Raw genomic sequence first — 20,956 nt, forward strand, 5'->3', positions numbered from 1 at the left:
TGCGGTAGATGCGGTAGATGCGGTAGATGCGGTAGATGCGGTAGATGCGGTAGATGCGGTAGATGCGGTAGATGCGGCAGCGATGAGCAGCATGGCCTGATCGGGCCTGGTGGTGTTTTATCTGGCCTTGGCTGGATTTATCTGGTTGACGCTGGCCTAAGGCGAGACCCGCAGTGCAGACGGCCTAGTTTTTTCCGCGCAGGCGCGAGCCCGGCAGCCTGCGCAGAGGCCGGGCCGCTGGCGCCACGCTGCGCATGGCGCGGCGGCCGTTACCTGCCCCAGTGTCTGCTGCGGCGACAGCATCCCCAGCCCTGCCTGCTTGGGCCTGCTCCAGCCGCAGCTGGGCCAGCGCAGTCTCATGCTGGTGGCTTTGGAGCGCCATGGCCTGCGCATGGGCTGCCTGCGCGCTCTGCAGCTGGTGCTGGAGCTGCTGCACCTGGGCCTGCGCCTGCTGCATCTGCGCGGCTTGCTGCTCACGCTGGCCCTGCAGGCTCTGGCGGTCTTGCTGCCATTGGGCTTCGAGCTTGGCCAGCTTTTCTTGCTCGGTGCGCTGGGCTGCCATCGCCTGCTTGGTGTCCTGGCGTGCGCGGTCAAGCTCTTGCAATGCCCTGTGCTGCTGCAGCTGGGTGCTGTGCTGCAACTCGCGCAGCTGCTCGGCATGGGCCAGGTCGGCCTCATCGCGGGCTTTGCGGTTGGCAAACAGCTCCTGCTCCAGCGCCTGCAGGCGCTGCTGCTGGGTGGCGGCGAACTGGTCCTTTTGCCGGCCGGCCTGCTCCAAGTCAGCCAGGCGCCCGCTTTGCATCTTGATCTGGGCATGGGCCACAGCGAGCGCCTGCTCGGTGGCGGCGCGTTGCTGGGCCATCAGGCTGCGCTCTTGCGCCAGGGCTTGCTGGGCTTCGTCCAGCGCTTGCTGCTGCGCCTGCAGATCTTCGCGCACGGGCTGCAACAGCGCATCTGCCGCTTGCGCCGCCTGCGCTTGCACCTGCTCCCAGACCTGCTGCAGCGCCTGCACCAGCACGGGCGGCAAGCCGTTGCCAGCAGCGCTATCAGGCTCGCCATTCAGCGCGCTGCCCCCTCCTCCCGCTCCCAGGCGCGGCCCCAAGGTGGCAAACCAGGCCTCCAACATGGGGCTTACCGTATTGGGCGAACCCCTGCCAATCTTCTGGCGCACCCGCTCAATCGTTGGCCGTTTGCCCTCCAGCAGCAGCGCATCGGCCGCCTGCCAGACATCTTCTTTTTGCACGCTGCGCGTGGCACGCGAAATTTCCATTTTTTGAACCCTTTTCCGATTACTATCGATAAGAGATTGTTATCGTAAGTAATCTATCTGTTGCGTGTAATATATCATACATATCATGTAATATTTAATCAATATGAAGTCTTACATTCCACTTTCGGCGCCTTTAGATACGGATTTACTGCCTGCTGGGCCTCACGGGGCCGCGCCACTGCAGCCGGAGCTGCTGTCCGCATCGGCGCAAGACGCATTACATGCCTTGCGGCTGGAAGCTGCATCCGAAAACACCACCAACAGCTACCAAAGCGCGCTGCGCTACTGGGCAGCCTGGTACTGGTTGCGTTATGGCCAGGCCATTGCCCTGCCCTTGCCGTCCAATGTGGTGCTGCAGTTTGTGGCTGACCACAGTGAGCACCTGGGCGCACAAGGCGCGCAGTCCGGCCTGCCGCCGGCGCTGGATGCGCAGCTGGTGCAACAAGGCTTCAAGGGAAAACGGGGGGCGTTGGCGCATTCCACCCTGGTGCACCGGATTGCGGTGCTCTCCAAGGCGCACAGCCACCAGGCGCTGCCCAACCCCTGCCACAGCGCCGAGGTACGCGAGGCACTGCAGCACCTGCGCAAGGCCTATGCGCGCCGGGGCATGCTGGAGCAGAAAAAGGCCGCCCTCACCCGCCCCTTGCTGGAGCAGCTGCTGGCCACCTGCGATGACAGCTTGAGGGGCCGGCGTGACCGCGCCTTGCTGCTGTTTGCCTGGGCCAGTGGTGGGCGCCGGAGATCAGAGGTGGCGGACGCGCGCATGGAATGGCTGCAGGCCATGGGCCCGGGCCAGTATCTCTATGACCTGCGCCTGTCCAAAACCAACCAGAGCGGTTCCGCCCGGCCAGAGAACTTCAAGCCCGTCGTTGGCGTGGCCGGCGCAGCGCTGGCCCAGTGGCTGGAGGCCTCGGGCATCCGCGAGGGCGCTATATTTCGACGCGTGTTCAAAAACGGCCAGGTGGGTGATGCCGCTTTGAGCGCGCTGTCGGTCAACAACATCGTCAAGGAGCGCTGCGCGCTCGCGGGCGTTGAGGGGGATTATTCTGCGCACTCGCTGCGCTCGGGCTTTGTGACCGAAGCGGGCCGGCAGAACATGGCGCTGGCCGACACGATGGCAATGACCGGCCACCAAAGTGCGGCGACGGTGCTGGGTTATTTTCGCGCCGAGGCACCGCTGGCGAACAAGGCAGCGCGTCTGCTTGATGACCCGCAGGCAGACTGAACCTGTAGCGCTTTGGCTCAATCCAGTGCGGTAGGCAGCAGCAGCACCAGCAGCATCAAACCACCCAGCAGCACCAGCTGGTGCAGCATGTAGTAAGGCAGGCTGTGGCGCCCCAGCCAGGCGAGGCTGCGGCTGGCCCAGCTTTGCGCAGGCCGCGCCAGGTAGCTCGCCAGCCAGGCGCCGGGCTTGGCCATCTGCTGGCGGCCAAGGCCCAAGCCCAGCAGCATCACACCCAGCCAGGGCAGGATCGGAACAAAATCCTCGGTGGCGGGTTTGCGCGTCACCAAGCCCAAGGGGCTGAGCGGCTTGGTGTTGAGCCACTCGACGAGCGCGGCAGGCAAGCTGCTGGCCGCATAGTGGTAGAGGCCTGGCGCGAGCATGCAAACTATCGCCAGGCACAACAGCAGGCGGTTGCTGCAGCCTTGCAGCAGGCGCAGCAGCAGCAGCATCACCGCCATGCCATGGAGCACGCCAAAGTAGATAAAGCTGTTGGGAAACACCAGGTAGGAGCCGGCACTGACCAGCAGCGCGCAACCTGCCACCTGCGCCCAGCGCCGGTAAAACCGGGTGGCGCTGGTCTGCTTGCTCTGGGCTGCGGCTTGGGCCAGGCCTGCGCACAGCAGGAACAGGCTGACAATAGCGCTGCGCTGCCAGGTCCAGACGGGGTTGTGGTAGAAATCCTGGCGCCACAGCTGCAGATGGCTCAGATCAAAGCAGAGGTGGAAGACCGTCATCCAGACCATTGCCAGGCCTCGCAGCACATCCAGGTGGTCCCAGCGATCGCGCGGCGCGCGGGGCTTTGAATCGGCGTAGGTGACAGGGTGGAACTGGGTGGGCATAGATCAAACACGGAGGCTGCGCTATCGTGCCACATCTGCACCGCAGCTGCTGCCTGGCGTTGTTGGCAAGCAGCAAACCCAGCCACCGTTTTCAAAGATTCCAATATGAAAAAGCCTGTCGCATTTGCATGCAACAGGCTTTTAAATAATGGTCGGAGCGGTGGGATTCGAACTCACGACCCTCTGCTCCCAAAGCAGATGCGCTACCAGGCTGCGCTACGCTCCGACTAAGCATCTATTGTAACCCGATTTTTGAGCGCGTTTGGAGAAATCAGAACTGATCTTCTCGTCGCGCTGCACAAGCTGGGTGTCAGGCCGTGCGATTCGCGCCACAGGCCCCAGCCGCGCTGCGGCAACGCAGCCCGGCTGCTGGCCGGTGGCGACAGCCGCTTAGCCTGCTGCCTTGGCGCTGGCCGCGCCGTTCGCAGCCAGTGGCGCGCTGTCCCAGCTGCCGCCCAGTGCGCGGATCAGCGCAATGGTGGCCGTGTACTGGGCGGTGCGTACCTGCAGCGCCTGGCGGCGGTTGCGCAGTTCGTTGCGGCGGGCGTCCAGCAGCTCCAGCTGGCTGACCAGGCCGTTGCGGTAGCGCACATCGGAGAGGTGGGTGGCACGCTCGGCCGACTGCACCGCCTGGCCCAGCACGCTGGCCTGGCCTTGTAGCAGGCGCAGGCTGCTCAGCTGGTCTTCCACCTCGCGAAAGGCGCCCAGCACCTGGCCGCGTTGGGCGGCCACTGCGGCTTCCAGCCGGGCCTTGGCGCCCTCTTCCTGCGCTTCGCGCTGGCCGCCGTCAAACAGCGGCAGCGACAGCAGTGCGCCCAGGCCCCAGGAGCGGGCCGACCACTTGAACAGGTCGCCCAGGTCGGGCGATGCAAAGCCGCCATTGCCGGTCAGGGTGATGGCCGGGAACCAGGCCGCTTGCGCCACGCCCACGCGGGCCTGGGCCGCCAGCACGCTGGCTTGCGCGGCAGACACATCGGGCCGGCGTGCCAGCACGGTGCCGGGAACGCCAGCTGGGATCACCGGCAGACGCACCTCGCCCTGGGCGGCGGGCAGCTTAAAGCCGGTGGCCACCTCGCCGACCAGCACCGCCAGCGCATTGCTCAAAGTGGCTTGCTGGCGTTCCAAGGCCAGGGCCTCCGATTCGGTCGCAGACACCTCGCTTTGCATGCGCACTACTTCCAGCTCGGCGGCGTCGCCCGCGTCAAAGCGGCGCTGGATCAGGCGCAAGGTGTCACGGTAGGCGGCCAGGCTTTGCTGCACCAGCTGCTGCTCGGTTTGCAGCGCGCGCAGCTGCAGATAGGTCTGCGCCACATCGGACTGCACCATCAGCCGCGTGCTTTGCAGCAAGGCGGCGCGTGCCTCGGCATCCAGTTGTGCGGCCTGGCTGGCCTGCGACAGGCGGCCAAACAGATCGACCTCGTAGGACAGGTTGAGCCCGGCCGTCACCAGGGTTGCCGGCTGCAGGCCGTTGCTGGTGTTGGCACCGGCTTGGCGCGTCACGCCGCCGCCTACGCCTACTTGTGGCATGCGCTGGGCATCGGCCGAGCGCAGCAGCGCCCGGGCCTCAGCCAGGCGCGCTGCTGCCGTTTGCACATCGGTGTTGGCGTCCGCTGCGCGCTCGACCAGCTGGGTGAGTTCGGCATCGCCAAAGGCCAGCCACCAGGCGCCCCGGGGCTGGGCCTCGGCCGGGGCCGCCGTGGTCCAGGAGGCCTGGTCCTGCGGCGTGCTGAAGGCGGCGGGCACCGGCACGCCAGCGTTTTGCACAGCAGGCGGCAGCGCGGTGGCGCAACCGGCCAGCAGCAGGGCCGCTGCCAGCGGCGTGAGCAGTTTCAAGCGCAGCGGGGCCAGTGCGCGGCGCAGGCTTTGGCCCACCGGGCCACGCCCGGCGTTGGCATGGGTAAACATGGTCATTTTTTGCATGTTGTTCTTCTCTTATTCGTCATGTCCGCGCGCCGCGGCCAAGATGGGTTGGCCCGACCCTGCGCCATGCACGGGGGCTGGCACGGGCGCCGTGATCGGGGCCACATGGGCGCCGTGTTGCTTGAGCGGGCGGTTGCCTGCCAGCTTGCGCAGCAGCACATAGAACACGGGGGTCAGGAAGAGACCAAAGGCGGTCACACCAATCATCCCGGCAAACACCGCCACACCCATGGCGCTGCGCATCTCGGCGCCGGCACCCTTGGACAGCACCAGGGGCAGCACACCCATGATGAAGGCCATCGAGGTCATCAGGATGGGGCGCAGACGCAGGCGGCTGGCCTCGATCGCGGCCTGGATCGGCGAGCGTCCGGCAAATTCCAGCTCGCGGGCAAACTCCACAATCAAGATGGCGTTCTTCGCCGATAGCCCCACCAGCACCACTAAGCCGATCTGCGTGAACACGTTGTTGTCGCCATGCGAGAGCCAGACACCCGTCATCGCAGCGAGCAGGCCCATCGGCACGATCAGCACAATCGCCAAAGGCAGGGTCAGGCTTTCATACTGCGCGGCCAGCACCAGGAAGACCAGCAGAATCGCCAGAGGGAAGACCAGCGCCGCCGAGTTGCCCGCCAGGATTTCCTGGTAGGTCAGCTCCGTCCATTCAAAGCCAATGCCCTGGGGCAAGGTCTCGCGAGCAATGCGCTCTACCGCTTCGCGCGCCTGGCCCGACGAGAAACCGGGGGCTGGGCCGCCATTGACGTCGGCCGACAGGAAGCCGTTGTAGCGCATCGCACGCTCAGGGCCAAAGCTGGGTTCGAGCTTCATCAGCGCCGACAGCGGCACCATCTCGCCGGTGGTCGAGCGCACCTTCAACGCGCCCACATCTTCGGCACGGGCACGGAAGCCCGCATCCGCCTGCACCCGCACACTGTAGGTGCGGCCAAACTGGTTGAAGTCATTGGCGTACAGGCTGCCCAGGTAGATCTGCAGGGTCTCGAAGATATCGGTCACCGGCACACCGAGCTGGCGCGCCTTGGTGCGGTCGATATCGGCATAGAGCTGGGGCACATTGACCTGCCAGCTCGAGAAGATGCCGGTCAGTTCCGGCGTCTGGTAGGCCTTGGCCATGAAAGCCTTGACCGCGCCGTCCATCGCTTCGTAGCCGAGCGAGGCCCGGTCCTCGATCTGCAGCTTGAAGCCGCCCGTGGTGCCCAGGCCCGACACCGGTGGCGGCGGGAACATGGCGATAAAGGCGTCCTGGATCTGGCCAAAGGCCTGGTTCAGCTGGCCGGCCACGGCGCCACCGCTTTGGTCGGCGCGGGTGCGCTCGGCAAAGGGCTTGAGCGAGACAAACACGATGCCGGAGTTCGAGCTGTTGGTGAAACCATTGATCGACAGACCGGGGAAGGCGATGGCATCCTGCACATTGGGGTTCTCTTTGACGATATCGCCCATGCGCTTGATCACGTCTTCGGTGCGGTCCAGGGTTGCGCCATCGGGCAGCTGGGCAAAACCGACCAGGTACTGCTTGTCTTGCGCGGGCACAAAGCCGCCGGGCACCATATGGAACAGGCCCCAGGTGGCACCGACCAGCGCCAGGTAGACCACAAACATGCCAGCCTTGTGGCCGATCACGCGGCGCACGCCGCCACTGTAGGCTTCCGAGCCCCGGTGGAAGACGGCATTGAAGCGGCGGAAGAAGCCGCCCAGCACCCGATCCATGCCACGGGTAAGCGCATCCTTGGGCTCGTCATGGCCCTTGAGCAGCAAGGCTGCCAGTGCTGGCGACAAGGTCAGCGAGTTGATGGCCGAGATCACCGTGGAGATGGCAATCGTCACCGCAAACTGCTTGTAGAACTGGCCGGTCAGGCCACTGATAAAGGCCAGCGGCACAAACACCGCCACCAGCACCAGCGCAATCGCAATGATGGGGCCCGAGACTTCGCGCATCGCCTGGTAGGTGGCTTCGCGCGGGCTCAGCCCCGCTTCAATGTTGCGCTCCACGTTTTCGACCACGACGATCGCATCATCAACAACGATACCGATGGCCAGCACCAATCCAAACAGGCTGAGCGCATTGATCGAGAAGCCCAGCAGATGCAGCACCGCAAACGTACCCACGACCGACACCGGCACGGCCAGCAGCGGGATGATGGAGGCGCGCCAGGTTTGCAGGAACACAATCACCACCACAACGACCAGCGCAATGGCTTCGAGCAGGGTGTGGATCACCGAGTCGATGGAGGCGCGCACAAACTGGGTTGGGTCATAGGCAATGCGGAATTCCACGCCTTCAGGCATGTTCTTTTGCAGCTCGGCCATGGTGTTGCGCACGTTTTCCGAGATCTCGAGCGCATTGGAGCCCGGAGCCTGGAACACGCCCATACCGACGGCCGGTTCGTTGTTCAGCAGCGAGCGCAGCGAGTAATCTGCCGCACCCAGCTCCAGGCGGGCAATGTCGCGCAGGCGCGTCACCGCACCGTCCGAGCCGGTCTTGACGATGATGTCGCCAAACTCTTCGGTGCTGGACAAACGGCCTTGGGCATTGATCGACAGCTGGGTGTCCACGCCAGGCAGACCGGGCGATGCACCGACGACGCCGGCAGCGGCTTGCACGTTCTGGCCGCGGATGGCGGCGACCACATCACTGGCCGACAGGCCACGTTGCGCCACCTTTTGCGGGTCCAGCCAGGCGCGCATCGAGTAATCGCCGCCGCCAAAGATCTGCACCTGGCCTACGCCCTGGATACGCGCGAGGCGGTCCTTGACGTTGAGCACGGCGTAGTTGCGCAGGTAGTCGATGTCATAGCGGCCATTGGGCGAGACCATATGGACCACCATGGTGATGTCCGGCGAGCTCTTGACCGTGGTCACGCCCAGGCGGCGCACTTCTTCTGGCAGGCGCGGCTCGGCTTGCGAGACGCGGTTTTGCACCAGCTGCTGGGCCTTGTCCGGGTCGGTGCCCAGCTTGAAGGTCACGGTCAGGGTCATCACGCCATCGGTGGTGGCCTGGCTGCCCATGTAGAGCATGCCTTCCACACCGTTGATGGATTCTTCGAGGGGCGTGGCCACGGTTTCGGCGATCACCTTGGGGTTGGCGCCGGGGTACTGGGCGCGCACCACCACCGAGGGTGGCACCACCTCGGGGTACTCCGAGATGGGCAAGGCCCGCATGGCAATCAGCCCTGCCAGAAAGATCAGCAGCGACAGCACACCCGCAAAGATCGGGCGGTCGATGAAAAATCGGGATAAATTCATACGCTTGGTTTTTTTGTTATCGGTTTAGGCGGCGGGCTTGGAGCCATCGTTGGCTGCCTGCTGCGCATCGTTCTTGAGCTCGGACTTGCTGGACATGGGCACCTCCTGCGGGGCCACCACGGCGCCGGGCCGCACGCGCTGCAGGCCGTTCACCACAATGCGCTCGCCAGCTTTCAGGCCCGAGGTCACCAGGCGCAGGCCTTCAAACGGCGCGCCCAGCTGCACTTCGCGGTACTCGGCCTTGTTGCCCTCGCCCACCACCAGTACAAACTTCTTGCTCTGGTCCGTGCCCACCGCACGCTCGTTGATCAGCAGCGCTTGCTGGCTGTGGGGCTGGCCCATGCGCACGCGGGCAAACTGGCCGGCCATCAGCGCGCCATCGGCGTTGTCAAACACCGCGCGCACCCGCACCGTGCCGCTGCGCGCATCGACCTGGTTGTCAATCAGCTGCAGGTGGCCGTTGTAAGGGGTGGCGCCGCTGGTACCCACCCCCATCTGCACGGGAATGCTCTCGATCAGTGCGCGGGCGCTCTTACCCTGGCGCAGGCCTTGCAGCGCATTCGTCACGATCTGCTCGTCGGCATCAAAGCTGGCGTACATGGGGTTGACGGAGACCAGGGTCGTCAGCACTGGCGCGCCGGCACCGGCGCTGACCAGGTTGCCCACGGTCACATCGATGCGGCCCATGCGTCCAGCCACCGGCGCGCGCACCTGCGTGTAGCCCAGGTTCAACTTGGCCGTCTGCAACGCGGCCTGGGCAGCGCGCAGGTTGGCGTCTGCTTCGCGGCGGGCATTGCTGCGCTCGTCAAGCTCCTTTTGCGCAATCGCGCGCTCTTCCCACAGGCGGGCGGCGCGCTCGGCTTCGCTTTGCGAATAGCCCATGCGCGCCTTGGCGGCCACCACCTGGGCTTCGGCACGGTCAACTTCGGCGGCATAAGGGGCTGGGTCCACCGTGAAAAGCAGATCACCCGCCTTGACCAGCGCGCCTTCCTTGAAGTGCACCGCCTGCAGCGCGCCGGCCACACGGGGGCGCACATCGACGCGCTGCACGGCTTCGAGCCGGCCGGAGAATTCGTCCCACAGCTGCACGTCCTGCTGCAGCACCTGGGCGACGGAAACTGGCATCGCGGGCGGTGCGGCGGCCTCGGCCGGGGCGCTGGCGTGCGAGCTTTGCAGGCCCAGCGCGGTGCCGCCTGCAGCCACCACGGCAGCTGCCAGACCGATGGCCGTCCACCAGCGGCGTTGAGGAGAAGTCGAAGTTTTGTTGTTGCTCATGGCCAAGTCCTGATGTGTGCGTGAATCGTTTTTGAGGTTTCTTGCGGCAACGGCATGCCCCTGCGGCTACAAAAGCCGACAGAAAATCCTTGCCCATCCGGCAATGCGTTGCGAGAAAGCGTTTTTAAAGGGTGGTGAAGGCGCAGCCGCCCGCCGCCGCTCCCCGGGCTTTACCGGAGAGTGGCGCAGCTCTTGCCTTGCGCTTCGTTCAGGGGATCAGGCTTGCGCCCGACATCGGGATGTCTCGAAGAAAAGTGCCAGTTGTTCCAGCACTGCCCCGGCACAGGGACAGGGCTCGGGAGCACGGGGCTCGAGCAATGCATCGGGCCACTGTTGCGCGACCTTGAATACATGCTGCTGCACCAGATGACCGGCTGCCTGCAGGCGGCTGGCATAAGCCAGTGCCTCGTCATGCATCGGGTCTTCATCGCCCACCATGATGAGCGTTGCCGGCAGCCCAGCCAGGCGCTGTGCCATCGCAGGCACGGCGTAGGGATGGATGCCGTCATAGGTGCAGCCCAGGAACTTGCTCCAGCCCTCGGCCCATTTGCATTCCGTCGCATCGCCATTGGCAGCGCGAAGCGATGCCGTGCCGGCGCAGGGATTGAGCATGGGTGAGAGCAGGATCTGCCCTGCCAGCGGCGGATGGCGTTGATCACGCGCCATCAGACACACGCCGGCAGCCAGGTTGGCGCCCGCCTCCTCACCAGCCACATACATCGGCGCACCTTTGCCGGCAAGGCGTGTGCGATGTTTGTAGCTCCACTGGAGCATTTCATATCCGATCTCCAATGGACGCGGAAATGGATGCTCAGGTGAGAGCGGGTACGCCACCGACACCACACGGGCACCTGCTGAGGCCAGCAGACCCGCTACGGTGCAGCCACTGTCGAGATCGCCTTCAACAAAAGCGCCGCCATGAAAATGCAGCACCAAGGGCGAAGGCTCGCCCGACTTGCCTTTGCTACCGTACAGGCGCACGGCCACGGACTCGCCCGACGCCGTCGGAGCGACGGTGTCGATGAAGTCAGGAGCCGGTGAACGGGTTTTTACGGTGGTGTCAGACATAAGCTAGCCCGGTGGAAAGTAGGCATGGGGTAAATGTAGTTGCGTTGCTGCAACCGATCAATCCGCAAATTATGGCCGCACTATTTCCAAATCAGGAACAATGGCATGATCTTTGGCGTGTGAGAATCCACCTACTTTGGCGCGCGCGTGCGCGACAGTGCAAGCACAGTGCAAGGAGAGGCAGATGGATCAGATACAGGCAATGCGGGTGTTCGCGCGGGTCGTGGAGTCGGGCACGTTCACGCTTGCGGCCTCGTCGCTGCAGCTGCCCAAGGCCAGTGTGACCAAGCATGTGCAGGCGCTGGAAGACCGGCTGCGGGTGAAACTGCTCAACCGCACCACCCGCCGCGTGACTGTCACCACCGATGGCGCTGCCTACTACGACCGTGCGGTGCGGCTGCTGAGCGATTTCGATGAGCTCGAAGCCAGCATGAGCCAGGTGCGCGCCACGCCGCGCGGCCGCCTGCGTGTCGATGTCGGCACCTCCATCGCCCGGATGCTGATCATTCCGCAGTTGGCGTCCTTCCAGGCGCGCTACCCCGATATCCAGATCGACCTGGGCGTGACCGACCGCACCGTGGACCTGATTGCCGACAATGTGGACTGCGTGATCCGGGGCGGCGAGCTGAGCGACCAGTCGCTGGTGGCGCGCCGCGTCGGCAATCTGGAGTTCTTGACCATGGCCTCGCCCGCTTACCTGCAGCGCCATGGCACGCCCCAGCATCCGCGCGATCTGGAAAACGGGCACAACAGTGTGATCTTCTTCTCGCCCGTGGCCCAGCGCCGCTACCCGCTGGAGTTCCAGCACAACGGCGAGATCATCGAGATCGCCAATCCCTCGACCCTGGCCGTCAACGAGGCCAATGCCTATACCACCAGCTTGCTCACCGGCCAGGGCGTGGGCCAGATCACCAGCTACCAAGCGCGCGAGTTCCTGCAAAGCGGTGAGCTGGTGCAGATCCTGCCGGAATGGACCCAGCCCCTGCTGCCGGTCTATGTGGTCTACCCGCCCAACTCCCATTTGAGTGCCAAGGTGCGGGCCTTTGTCGACTGGGTGGTGGAGATTTTTGCGGCCGATCCGCTGCTGCAGTGCAAATAGCGCACTGCGCTCATTGGTCTGGATCGTTGTCGGGCGGAGGCAGGCGGAGCGTATGCACCCGGTGCGCCGCACAGGCTTCGCTGCCTTCGATATGGCTTTTGAGCACCGGCACCAGGCTGTCTTCATCCAGATGGCCGTACCAGACGCCTTCGGGATAGACAATCATCAGCGGCCCCTGGTTGCAGGGGTACTGGCAGCTGGTCTGCAGCAGCTGCAGCTGCTGCTTGAGGTGCGCACTGGCCTGCACCGCCTGGCTGAGCCGGGGCCACAGCGCTGCAGCCCCTTTGGCGACGCAGCGCGGCCCCATGCACCACAGCACATGGCGCTGGTGGGCGGGCACCGTGCTCCAGGCCACGGGGTCGGTTTGCCAGCCCTCGTCGCCCTCCTCGGCCACCACATCGGGCTGTGACGTTGCGAGCGCCAGGTGGTTCAGCAAGGCGGGCACCAGGCCCTCCCACTGCAGCAACGGCTGCGCAAATACCAGCTGGGGCCGGGCATCTTCCGGATGGCTGGCGAGCCAGCGCATGGCAACCTTTTGCAGCCAGCGCCGCAAGGCCGGCTCATCGGGCACCATCGTGGGCTGGATGACGATGGTCTGCTGCGCCAAATCGGCCGGCGCAAGCGCTTCGCACAGGCTGTCCAGCGCCTCGGGCAAGGCCGGCAGGTTGCGGTCCACAAAGGCCAGCTGCATAGCCAGGCCCGGGTCGGCCTGCTGGCAGGCCTGCAGCAAGGCCTGCAATTCGTTCTTGGCGGCAGACCCCAGGCCGCCCCGGCCCAGCAGCAACAAGGCATCGGGTTTTTTAGCCATGGGGCTTGTCCATCCAGTAGCTGACACGGGCTTTCTCCAGGCGCGGATGGCGGTCCACCAGGGACTCGACCTGGAACACCCGCGCAATGGTCTGCGGCGTCAGCACCTGCTCGGGCCTGCCTTCGGCCTCGATCGCGCCGGCTTGCATCGCATAGAGGCGGTCGCAGAACTGCGCGGCCAGGTTCAGGTCATGCACCACGATCAGCACGGTGCAGCCCGAGGCACGCACGAGGCTGAGCAGCTCCAGCTGGAACTGGATGTCCAGGTGGTTGGTGGGCTCGTCCAGAAACAGCAACTGCGGCTGCTGGGCCAGCGCACGGGCCAGCAGCACCCTTTGGCGCTCGCCGCCCGAGAGGGAGGACAGCGGATGGTCCACCAGGCTGCTGGCCCGTACCTGCGCCAGGCAGGCGCTGACAATGGCCTTGTCTTTGGCGCTGTCCCTCGCCCAGCGCGACTGGTGCGGGTAGCGGCCCATCATCACCAGCTCCTGCACCGTGCAGTCAAAGCCCAGGCCAGTCTCCTGGCCCAGCACGGCAGCCTGCTGCGCAAACTGCCGGGCGCTCATCTGCCAGATGTCGCGGCCTTGCATTTCTATGCGGCCACCGGCCTGGGGCTGCAGCACACGGTAGAGCATGCGCATCAAGGTCGATTTTCCGCAGCCATTGGGGCCCACCAGGCCGACACATTCGCCCTGCGCTACCTGCAGGCTGGCCTGGCGCACGATCTGCGTGGCCTGGGCGCCGTGGCCGGCGGTCCAGGACAGGTTGCTGGCCGTCAGCATCATGCGCTGCCTCCCGGCATCGCACTGGTGCGGCGCCACAGCATCCAGATAAAGAAGGGCCCGCCTATCAGCGAGGTGATGACGCCCACCGGCAGCTCGCTGGGCGAAAACCAGGTGCGTGCGGCCAGATCGACCAGCACCAGAAAGCTCGCACCCATCAATGCGCTGACGGGTAGCACGCGGCGGTGGTCACTGCCCACCAGCATGCGCGTGATATGGGGAATGACCAGGCCGACAAAACCGATGGCACCGCTCACCGCCACCATGGTGCCCGTCAGCAAGGACACCACCACGAACAATTGCAGGCGCAGGCTGGCGGTGTTTAGCCCCAAGGTGGCAGCGCCCTCGTCGCCGATCAGCAAGGCGTTGAGCTGGCGGGCGCAGAGCAGCAGCCACAGCAGGCCCAGGCCCAGCACAGCAGCGGGCAGGCCCAAGGCGCTCCACTGGGTCGCAGCCAGGCTGCCCAGGGTCCAGGTCAGCAAGGCATTGGCCAGCTCGCGCTGACCGGCCGTCAAGGTGATCAGGCTGGTCAGCCCCATCAGCATGTAGCCAATGGCTACGCCGCTCAGGATCAGCCGGGTCGCATGCAGGCGCCCCTGCTGCTGGGCCAGCGCATAGACCAGGGCCGTGGCCAGCAGTGCGCCGATAAAGGCGCCTGCGGTGATCGCGTAGATGCCGGCCATCGCCAGGCTGCCATAGGCCAGCACCGAGACGGCGCCCACCGACGCGCCCGAAGAAACGCCCAGCATATAAGGATCAGCCAGCGGATTGCGCACCATCGCCTGCATCACCACGCCGACTACGGCCAAGCCGGCGCCCACCAGCGCTGCCAGCAGCACCCGGGGCATGCGCACCATCCAGACAATCTGGTAGTGCTGCTGGCTGATGCCGCCCTGCCCAGCATGGGGCTGCCAGCCGCCACCCAGCAGCTGCTGGCTGACGACCGACCACACGCTGGAGGCCTGCAACGATGCCGAGCCCCAGGTGATGGCGGCCAAGCCGCTGGCCAGCAGCAAAACCATCAGCAGCAGCAGGCACAGCGCCAAAGACCAGGGCCCGCGCCGCTGGCGTTCATGCAGGCCGTCGCATCCCGGCGCATGGCTCACGGCTTGGGCTCCGCTGCAGGCAGCCAGGGGACGGGGTCCACGGTGATCTGGCGATCCGGGTGCAAGGCGGCCGCCAGGCGCTGGGCCACATGCACATTGCGCGGGCCCGGCGTGGCTTCGGCATAGCTGATAACGAAAAAGCGCTGCTCGCGGATGGCAGACACGCCCGCCAGCTCTGGCTTGGCGCGCAGAAAATCGATCTTGCCCTGGGCGTTGGGCTGGCCATAGTCGATGATGATGATCCATTCCGGGTCGCGGGTGATCACATCCTCCCAGTTGCCCTTGGGCCAGTTGCTGGCGATGTCGGCAAAGATATTGCTGCCGCCGGCGGCATCGATCATGGCCTGGGGCATGCCAAAACCACCCACCGTGGTGGGAATCTTCTCACCGCTGTCAAACACAAAGACGCGCGGTTGCTGCCTGTTGCCTTGCATCTGCGCGGCCAGCTGGTCAATCGAGGCCTGCAATTTGTCAATCTGCCCTTGCGCCTGGGGCTCAATGTCAAAGATGCGCGCCACATTGCGCAGGTCCGCCAAGGTATCGCCCAGCGCCACACGCTCGCGCTTTTGCACGTGGATGCAGGACTCGGACAGCACATAGCTGGCCACGCCATGCTTGGCCAGCAGCTCGGGCGTGACCCCGCCCGGCCGAAAGCCATAGCTCCAGCCGCCAAAGACGAAGTCGGCGCGGGCCTCCAGCATGTTTTCCAGGTTCATGTCCTGCGACGACTGCTTGGGCACCTGGGCCAGCTGGGCCATCAGCTCAGGGCTGATCTCCTTGCGCGACGGTATGCCTGAGTAGCCGACCAGCCTGGGCCCCAGGCCCAGAAACAGGAACATCTCGGTGATGTTCACATCGTGCGTGATGGCGCGCTGGGGCACCCGGTCATAGCGCTGGGGCTGGCCGCAGACATCGATCACGAGAGGGGTGGCCCGCAGGCCTGGATCGGCCGCAGGCGCAGCAGCCACCGTGGCCGGTGCTGTGCCGCCGGTGGCGCCCTGCCCAGCGGGCTGGTCACAACCCAGCAGCGCGACGGCGGCCGCCGCCGCCAACGCATGCTGAAAGTACCTAAACGCGCGTGGTGTCATGCCTGGGCCTTGCTCAGAAACGCAGATGGGCCATCAGCTCAAAGCTGCGGGCGTTACCCATCAGCCATTGCGAGCCGTAGGACGATGCAGCATAGCGCTTGTTGGTCAGGTTACGGCCAACCAGGTTCAAGGTGGTGCTGCGGTTCAGGTTCCAGCCCAGTACCGCATCGACCACCGTGTAGGCGGGCAGCTGCGCGGTATTGGCATTGCTGGTGTAGCGGCTGGCGACATGGCGCAGGCCCAGCGATGCACGCCAGTCACCCGTTTGGTAATGGGCCCAGGCATTGGCCGTGTAGCGCGGCACATTGGCCGGCTGGTTGCCGGCGCGGTCAATGGCCGTGGCGCCTTCGAGCAGCTCGTCAAACTGGGCATCCACATAGGCCAGGTTGCCCTCAAAGCGCCAGGCCTTGGTGGCCCGCCAGCTGCCTGCCAGCTCGATCCCCTTGGACGACTGCTTGCCGCCCTGGATCGACAGCGCTGGCCGGTCCGGATCACGCGTGATGATGTCCTTCTTCTGGATATCGAAGACCGCCAGGGTCCATTCGCCCTGGCCATTGGGCAGCTGCTGCTTGATGCCCACTTCCACCTGGCGGCCTTTGCTCAATGTAAAGCCGGTTTGCGACTGGGTCAGCGACAGCAGGCTGTTGACGGGGTCATGGCCGGTGCTGACCTGGGCATAGATGCTGGTGTTCTGGTCCAGCTTGTGCGTGAGGCCCAGGCGCCAGGAGGTGCCGCCCAGGGTCTTGTCAAAGCGGGCCTGGCTCAGCAGGTCCATGCGGTCAAAGTCATACAGGTCACGGCGCAGGCCGGCCATCAGCAGCCACTGCTCGCCCAGCTTCCAGGCGTCTTCCAGGTAGAAGGCGTTTTGGCGGATGCGCGAGGTCATGCGCGGCTTGTAAGGGTCCGGGCTGTCCCAGTAGCCACTGGTGCCGCCAGTCAGCGGCACATCGGATTCACCGGTATAGGGCGAGCTGTTGAGCGCAGTGAACTTGGCCTGCGATACATCCCAGCCCATCGCTATCTCATGCTGGCCGGGCTTGAACACGGCGCCCAGGCGGTTGCCGCTTTGCTCCAAGTCGTGGCCGATCTCCAGGTAGTCGTAGCGGTGAACCATGCGCGTGCTGGCATCGTAGTCATAGCCTTCGATGTTCTTCCAGTGGCGGTCGGCCTTCATGTGGTAGGTCTCGTTGCGCAGCACCAGTGCCTCGCTCACATTCCACTCGGCCTTCAATTTGTAGCGCTGGTCCTTGTAGTGGATGTCGCTGTCAAGAAAGTTGAAATTGCGGTCGCGCAGCGCCGCCACCGGCTTGCCATCGACCACCGGGGTGCCAAAGTAGCGCTCGGGCCGCTGGTCGCTGACATCGGCCGTCAGGTCCAGGCGCAGATCGCTGCTCGCCTGCCAGCGGATGGCGCTCATGATCTTCTTGCTGTCGCTGTTGCCCAGTTGGCGCTCGCCATCGCTGCGATCGCCGTAGACATCCAGGCGGTAGCTCAGGCTGTCGCCCAGCGCGCCGGTGCTGCCCAGGCCCGCACGGGCCGAGCCGTGGGAGCCGGCGCCCAGCAGCACCTCGGTCGATGTGATGCGGCTGGGTTCCTTGCGCACCGCGTTCACCGTGGCGCCCATGGTGCCGCTGCCGTACATCAGCGATGCGGGGCCGCGCAGCACATCAAAGCGCTCGTAACCCCAGCTGGAATTAGGATAGGCCACGGTGCCGGCTGCAACCCCCAGGCTCAGCCCGTCTTCGGCCACACCTACCGAGTTGACACCGGTAAAGCCCCGGCTGGAGAACGACAGCCCGCCATTGCCAGGGGTGCCATTGGCGCTCAGGCCCACGCTGCGGCCCACGGCATCGACCACCTTGTAGTCGGCACGCTCTTGCACCTGCACGGCCGAGACCGAGCTGACACTGGCGGGCAGGTCCTGCAGCGGCACGGCTAGCTTGCTGGCCGAGGTCGAAGGCAGCTGGAGCGCATTGGGCTCGCTGCGCTGGTCGCTCACCACCACTTCGGGCAGTGAGGCTTCTTGGGCATGGGCCACTGCGATGCCCAAGGCGGGCAGGCACAGAACACAGGAGCTGCCAACGAGGCGCAGGGAGGAAGAGAGCCGCTGGGCAGCCAGGAGCCGGTTTTTCGGAAAAGGAACTGCAGTCATTTGAACAAAAGGCGCTAACTGCCTGATGCGGGGGCTGCACTGCACGCGGTCACCCCCCAAGACGGGGTCGCGCGAAGAACCGCCGTCCACACCCCGCAGACAGTTGAGAGAGCACGTGCTGGCCAGAGGCACAGCGCGCACTGCGACTAGGAACAGGCCGGTCTCCGGGCTTACAGGCGGTGCAGCGCAGGCGCTGACCCGGTAGCCGGTCTTCCCAGGGTGCGGGCGTCTTGTTGCCTGGCAGGCGTGGACACTCTTTCAACCCCAGTGACTGGGCCCGCGTGGGAGCGGGCCGCATCGGCTACGTTTCCTGTCTACCGTTGCGGGGGCAGCCAAGGCTTGGGGGAGCGCACTCCCGACCTTGTTCCCGTTTCACTTGTGCAATACAAGCACCTGTAGATAGGCTTTTTTCAAAGCGCAGCCAGTGTACCAGCCGCAGGCCCGGGCAGCGCCTTTTCGTCCAGGCCGGTGTCAGCTGGGCGATACAGCGCATGCCCCAGTGGCTGTATCAGCCCTGAGGCAGCCGCGTCGCATAGCCGATAAAGTCAGTGCTGCGCAGCTGGCCCAGCAGCCACTGCCGAAAGCTCGCCTGGATCGGGCGCTCTCCCGCGCCCCGGCGGGTGTAGAGGTGGAACTTGGGCGTTCTGTCCATCGGCAACTGGCGCAGCAGCTCGGCCCCAAAGGGAGCCAGCAGCTTGCCGCTGTGGATATAGCTGAGCGCATCGACATAGGACAGCAGGCCCACGCCCTGCCCGCTGAGCACGGCCTGCAGCATCGCATCGTGCGTGTGCAGCAGCATGGGGCTGACATGCTTGCCGCCGGGCTCCAGGCCCAGCATCGCATAAATGTCCTGCCACAGGCTGTTGTGCGTCAGCGGCGATATCAGCCGGTGGTGCGGTAAATCCTGCGCGCTCTCCACCGGGTGCTCGGCCAACAGCTGGGGCGTGGCGACGATGACCTTGAGGTCTTCGAGCAGCGGCGTTTCATCGAGATGGTCCACACCGCCGTAGCCCCAGACAATGGCTGCGTCCAGATCACTGCTATCGAACGAAGGCAGCTCCACGCCGATGGAGATGCGCAGGTCGAGCTCCGGGTAATCCTTGGTGAACGAGGGCAGCGAACGGATCAGGTACTGGGTTGCAAAATACGGGCTGACCTGGATATGGAACTGCGCATCCTTGTGGTGGGAACGCAGCGCTTCCAGCCCCTGGCTCAGTGCATCAAGCCCCTGCTCCACATAGTGGTACAAGGTCTGCGCCTCGGCGCTGGCCGCCAGGCCCCGCGCGCCGCGCTCGAACAGCTGCACATCCAGCGCACTTTCCAGTTGCTTGAGTTGCTGGCTGGCGGCCTGTGGCGTCAGGCACAGCTCGTCGGCCGCCTTGCGGATGGAGCCATGGCGGTAGACGGACTCGAACACGCGCAGTGGCTGCAGGGGCGGTAGCTTGTATTTCATGGAGGAGCGCCGGGCAGGAAGGACGAAGGCCCGGGCTGCCAATGATTATAGGTCGCAGCCCGGCGCCCTGCGGGCCGGCACGCCAGCGTTCTTGCCTGCTGCGCCCTGCCCCGCTGATGCATAAAAAAACGCATCCAGAAGGGATGCGTTCGGGCTGGCACAGCGCTCAGCAGCGCATGGCCTTATTGCACCGGATCACCATGCATCGGCAGACCGGTGCGGTCCCGGCTGCTGACCAGGGCGATGAGGCCGATGATTGCCGCGCCGATCAGGTAGTAGGCAGGTACGACCGGATTGCCAGTCTGGGCAATCAGCCAGGAGTTGATCATCGGCGCGGTGCCGGCAAACATCGCCACGGCCAGGTTGTAGCTCAGCGCCATGCCCTTGAAGCGCACGCTGGTGTGGAACATCGACGGGATGATCGAGTAGATGCTGCCCAGCAGCATGGCCAGACAAAAGTTCAGCACCATCAAGGACGAGATCTTGGCGGCGGTGCTGCCTTCGAGCAGCAGGTGAAAGCAAGGCACGGCCAGTACCGCAATCGCCAGGCTCGCAGCGATCATCATCGTCTTGCGGCTGAACTTGTCGGCCAGCAGGCCCATGATGGGGATCATCACCACCAAGAAGAGCTGCGGGCCCAGCGAGAGTTTGAGGCCGGTGGCCACATCGACATGCAGCGCGCTGACAAAGTAGGTCGGGATGTAGGTGACGACGGTGAACAAGGTGACATTGGTCACGATGATGATGCCGGCCGACTGGAACAGCTCTTTCTTGTGGGTGGCGAACAGCACCTTCCAGCTCGCCTGGGCTAGTGCGTCATGCTGCTGCTTCATGGCCATGAAGGTGGGGGTCTCTTCCAGGTACTTGCGGATGTAGAGGCCAATGGCGCCCAGCGGCAGCGCAATCAGAAACGGAATGCGCCAGGCCCAGTCCAGAATCTGCTCGGCGCTGAAAAACACCGTCAGGATGGCCGAGACCGAGGCGCCGAAGAAAAAGCCCGCCATGCAGCCTACCTCCACCCAGCTGGTGAGCAAGGTGCGGTTGCGGTCGCGGCAGTACTCGGCCACAAAGATGGCCGCGCCACTGGCCTCGCCCCCGGCCGACAGCCCCTGCATCAGGCGCAGCACGATCAGCAGCAGCGGCGCGGCAATGCCGATGCTCGCATAGCCGGGCAGCACGCCGATCAAAAAGGTGGAGATCGCCATCATGATGATGGTGATGGTCAGCACCCGCTTTCTGCCGTACTTGTCGCCCAGCGAGCCAAAGAAGATGCCGCCAATGGGGCGGGCAAAAAAGGCAATCGCAAAGGCCGCCCAGGATGCCGTGATCTGCATGGTGGGCGAGCTGGTGGCAAAAAACACCTTGCCCAGCACTGCTGCCAGGTAGCCGTAGACCGAGAACTCGAACCACTCGACAAAGCTGCCCACCACCGAGGCCAGCACCACGCGGTTGAGCTCCTTGGACTGCACCGCGCGCGGCGCCACCGCCGCTTGGGGGGACGACCAGTCCGAAAGGCTTGCACTTGGGGCGGCAAAGCCATCTGCCATGGGATTGTGTGTGCGCATCGGGAGTCCTTGATGTCCTGCAGGGGGAGAAAAATGGAAAAGGACCAGC

General features: G+C 64.9%; 15 protein-coding genes, 1 tRNA gene and 1 riboswitch. Of the genes, 2 read left to right on the forward strand and 14 right to left on the reverse strand.

All coding sequences use genetic code 11. From position 1 onward, the window contains the following. Positions 1–184: 184 nt before the first annotated feature. A complete protein-coding gene (locus tag WH265_RS00005; RefSeq protein ID WP_339556895.1) occupies positions 185–1,270 on the reverse strand; it encodes a DNA-binding protein in 1,086 nt (361 codons plus the stop codon). A gap of 103 nt (positions 1,271–1,373) precedes the next feature. Here WH265_RS00005 and WH265_RS00010 point away from each other — a divergent pair, with 103 nt between their 5' ends. Then, positions 1,374–2,495 carry a site-specific integrase gene (locus WH265_RS00010; RefSeq protein WP_445228467.1) on the forward strand — a complete coding sequence of 374 codons (1,122 nt, stop codon included), beginning with the start codon at positions 1,374–1,376 and terminating at the stop codon, positions 2,493–2,495. A 17-nt stretch (positions 2,496–2,512) separates the two neighbouring features. Here WH265_RS00010 and WH265_RS00015 read toward each other — a convergent pair whose 3' ends face one another. The 6 genes from WH265_RS00015 to WH265_RS00040 form a co-directional block, all read right to left on the reverse strand. Further along, positions 2,513–3,334 (reverse strand): heparan-alpha-glucosaminide N-acetyltransferase, encoded by an 822-nt coding sequence (locus WH265_RS00015; RefSeq protein WP_339556896.1) that lies wholly within the window; start codon positions 3,332–3,334, stop codon positions 2,513–2,515. 149 nt (positions 3,335–3,483) lie between these two features. After that, a tRNA-Pro gene (locus WH265_RS00020) sits at positions 3,484–3,560 on the reverse strand. Positions 3,561–3,724: 164 nt separating this feature from the next. Next, positions 3,725–5,254, reverse strand: a complete 1,530-nt coding sequence (locus WH265_RS00025) for an efflux transporter outer membrane subunit (protein ID WP_445228468.1) — start codon at positions 5,252–5,254, stop codon at positions 3,725–3,727. A gap of 12 nt (positions 5,255–5,266) precedes the next feature. Further along, positions 5,267–8,512, reverse strand: coding sequence for an efflux RND transporter permease subunit (locus tag WH265_RS00030; RefSeq protein ID WP_339518116.1), 3,246 nt, complete (start codon positions 8,510–8,512; stop codon positions 5,267–5,269). Positions 8,513–8,536: 24 nt separating this feature from the next. Further along, positions 8,537–9,787 (reverse strand): efflux RND transporter periplasmic adaptor subunit, encoded by a 1,251-nt coding sequence (locus WH265_RS00035; protein ID WP_339556897.1) that lies wholly within the window; start codon positions 9,785–9,787, stop codon positions 8,537–8,539. Positions 9,788–10,003: 216 nt separating this feature from the next. Continuing rightward, on the reverse strand, positions 10,004–10,855 hold the full coding sequence (locus tag WH265_RS00040) for an alpha/beta hydrolase (RefSeq protein WP_021028037.1): 852 nt from the start codon (positions 10,853–10,855) through the stop codon (positions 10,004–10,006). Between the two features lie 184 nt (positions 10,856–11,039). Between WH265_RS00040 and WH265_RS00045 the strand changes: the two genes are divergently transcribed. Next, complete coding sequence (locus WH265_RS00045) at positions 11,040–11,954, forward strand: LysR family transcriptional regulator (protein WP_339556898.1); 915 nt, start codon at positions 11,040–11,042, stop codon at positions 11,952–11,954. A 10-nt stretch (positions 11,955–11,964) separates the two neighbouring features. On the opposite strand, the gene WH265_RS00050 is transcribed toward WH265_RS00045, so the two are convergent. The 7 genes from WH265_RS00050 to WH265_RS00080 all read right to left on the reverse strand — a co-directional run bounded on the left by WH265_RS00050 (position 11,965) and on the right by WH265_RS00080 (position 20,907). Beyond that, entirely contained in the window at positions 11,965–12,762 is a 798-nt protein-coding gene (locus WH265_RS00050) for a (2Fe-2S) ferredoxin domain-containing protein (protein ID WP_339556899.1), read from the reverse strand. Further along, positions 12,755–13,546 (reverse strand): ABC transporter ATP-binding protein, encoded by a 792-nt coding sequence (locus tag WH265_RS00055; RefSeq protein WP_339556900.1) that lies wholly within the window; start codon positions 13,544–13,546, stop codon positions 12,755–12,757. Before WH265_RS00055 ends, WH265_RS00050 begins: the two co-directional genes overlap by 8 nt. Further along, positions 13,543–14,649 (reverse strand): FecCD family ABC transporter permease, encoded by a 1,107-nt coding sequence (locus WH265_RS00060; RefSeq protein WP_339556902.1) that lies wholly within the window; start codon positions 14,647–14,649, stop codon positions 13,543–13,545. Before WH265_RS00060 ends, WH265_RS00055 begins: the two co-directional genes overlap by 4 nt. After that, a complete protein-coding gene (locus WH265_RS00065) occupies positions 14,646–15,737 on the reverse strand; it encodes an ABC transporter substrate-binding protein (protein ID WP_339556903.1) in 1,092 nt (363 codons plus the stop codon). Before WH265_RS00065 ends, WH265_RS00060 begins: the two co-directional genes overlap by 4 nt. Positions 15,738–15,750: 13 nt before the next feature. Then, a complete protein-coding gene (locus WH265_RS00070) occupies positions 15,751–17,775 on the reverse strand; it encodes a TonB-dependent receptor (RefSeq protein WP_339556904.1) in 2,025 nt (674 codons plus the stop codon). Between the two features lie 252 nt (positions 17,776–18,027). Next, positions 18,028–18,301, reverse strand: a riboswitch (cobalamin riboswitch). A 96-nt stretch (positions 18,302–18,397) separates the two neighbouring features. Beyond that, positions 18,398–19,342, reverse strand: a complete 945-nt coding sequence (locus WH265_RS00075) for a LysR substrate-binding domain-containing protein (protein WP_339556905.1) — start codon at positions 19,340–19,342, stop codon at positions 18,398–18,400. 182 nt (positions 19,343–19,524) lie between these two features. Continuing rightward, positions 19,525–20,907, reverse strand: coding sequence for an MFS transporter (locus tag WH265_RS00080; RefSeq protein ID WP_339556907.1), 1,383 nt, complete (start codon positions 20,905–20,907; stop codon positions 19,525–19,527). Between the last annotated feature and the right edge of the window lie 49 nt (positions 20,908–20,956).

The sequence above is a fragment of the Comamonas sp. MYb396 genome (assembly GCF_037479555.1).
Classification (GTDB): Bacteria; Pseudomonadota; Gammaproteobacteria; order Burkholderiales; family Burkholderiaceae_C; genus Comamonas.

Coding starts and splice junctions, on each gene's coding strand:
- WH265_RS00040 (WP_021028037.1), bottom strand. CDS start 10,855: ATGTCTGACACCACCGTAAAAACCCGTTCACCGGCTCCTGACTTCATC.
- WH265_RS00080 (WP_339556907.1), bottom strand. CDS start 20,907: ATGCGCACACACAATCCCATGGCAGATGGCTTTGCCGCCCCAAGTGCA.
- WH265_RS00055 (WP_339556900.1), bottom strand. CDS start 13,546: ATGATGCTGACGGCCAGCAACCTGTCCTGGACCGCCGGCCACGGCGCC.
- WH265_RS00065 (WP_339556903.1), bottom strand. CDS start 15,737: ATGACACCACGCGCGTTTAGGTACTTTCAGCATGCGTTGGCGGCGGCG.
- WH265_RS00075 (WP_339556905.1), bottom strand. CDS start 19,342: ATGAAATACAAGCTACCGCCCCTGCAGCCACTGCGCGTGTTCGAGTCC.
- WH265_RS00005 (WP_339556895.1), bottom strand. CDS start 1,270: ATGGAAATTTCGCGTGCCACGCGCAGCGTGCAAAAAGAAGATGTCTGG.
- WH265_RS00030 (WP_339518116.1), bottom strand. CDS start 8,512: ATGAATTTATCCCGATTTTTCATCGACCGCCCGATCTTTGCGGGTGTG.
- WH265_RS00035 (WP_339556897.1), bottom strand. CDS start 9,787: ATGAGCAACAACAAAACTTCGACTTCTCCTCAACGCCGCTGGTGGACG.
- WH265_RS00050 (WP_339556899.1), bottom strand. CDS start 12,762: ATGGCTAAAAAACCCGATGCCTTGTTGCTGCTGGGCCGGGGCGGCCTG.
- WH265_RS00015 (WP_339556896.1), bottom strand. CDS start 3,334: ATGCCCACCCAGTTCCACCCTGTCACCTACGCCGATTCAAAGCCCCGC.
- WH265_RS00025 (WP_445228468.1), bottom strand. CDS start 5,254: ATGCAAAAAATGACCATGTTTACCCATGCCAACGCCGGGCGTGGCCCG.
- WH265_RS00045 (WP_339556898.1), top strand. CDS start 11,040: ATGGATCAGATACAGGCAATGCGGGTGTTCGCGCGGGTCGTGGAGTCG.
- WH265_RS00010 (WP_445228467.1), top strand. CDS start 1,374: ATGAAGTCTTACATTCCACTTTCGGCGCCTTTAGATACGGATTTACTG.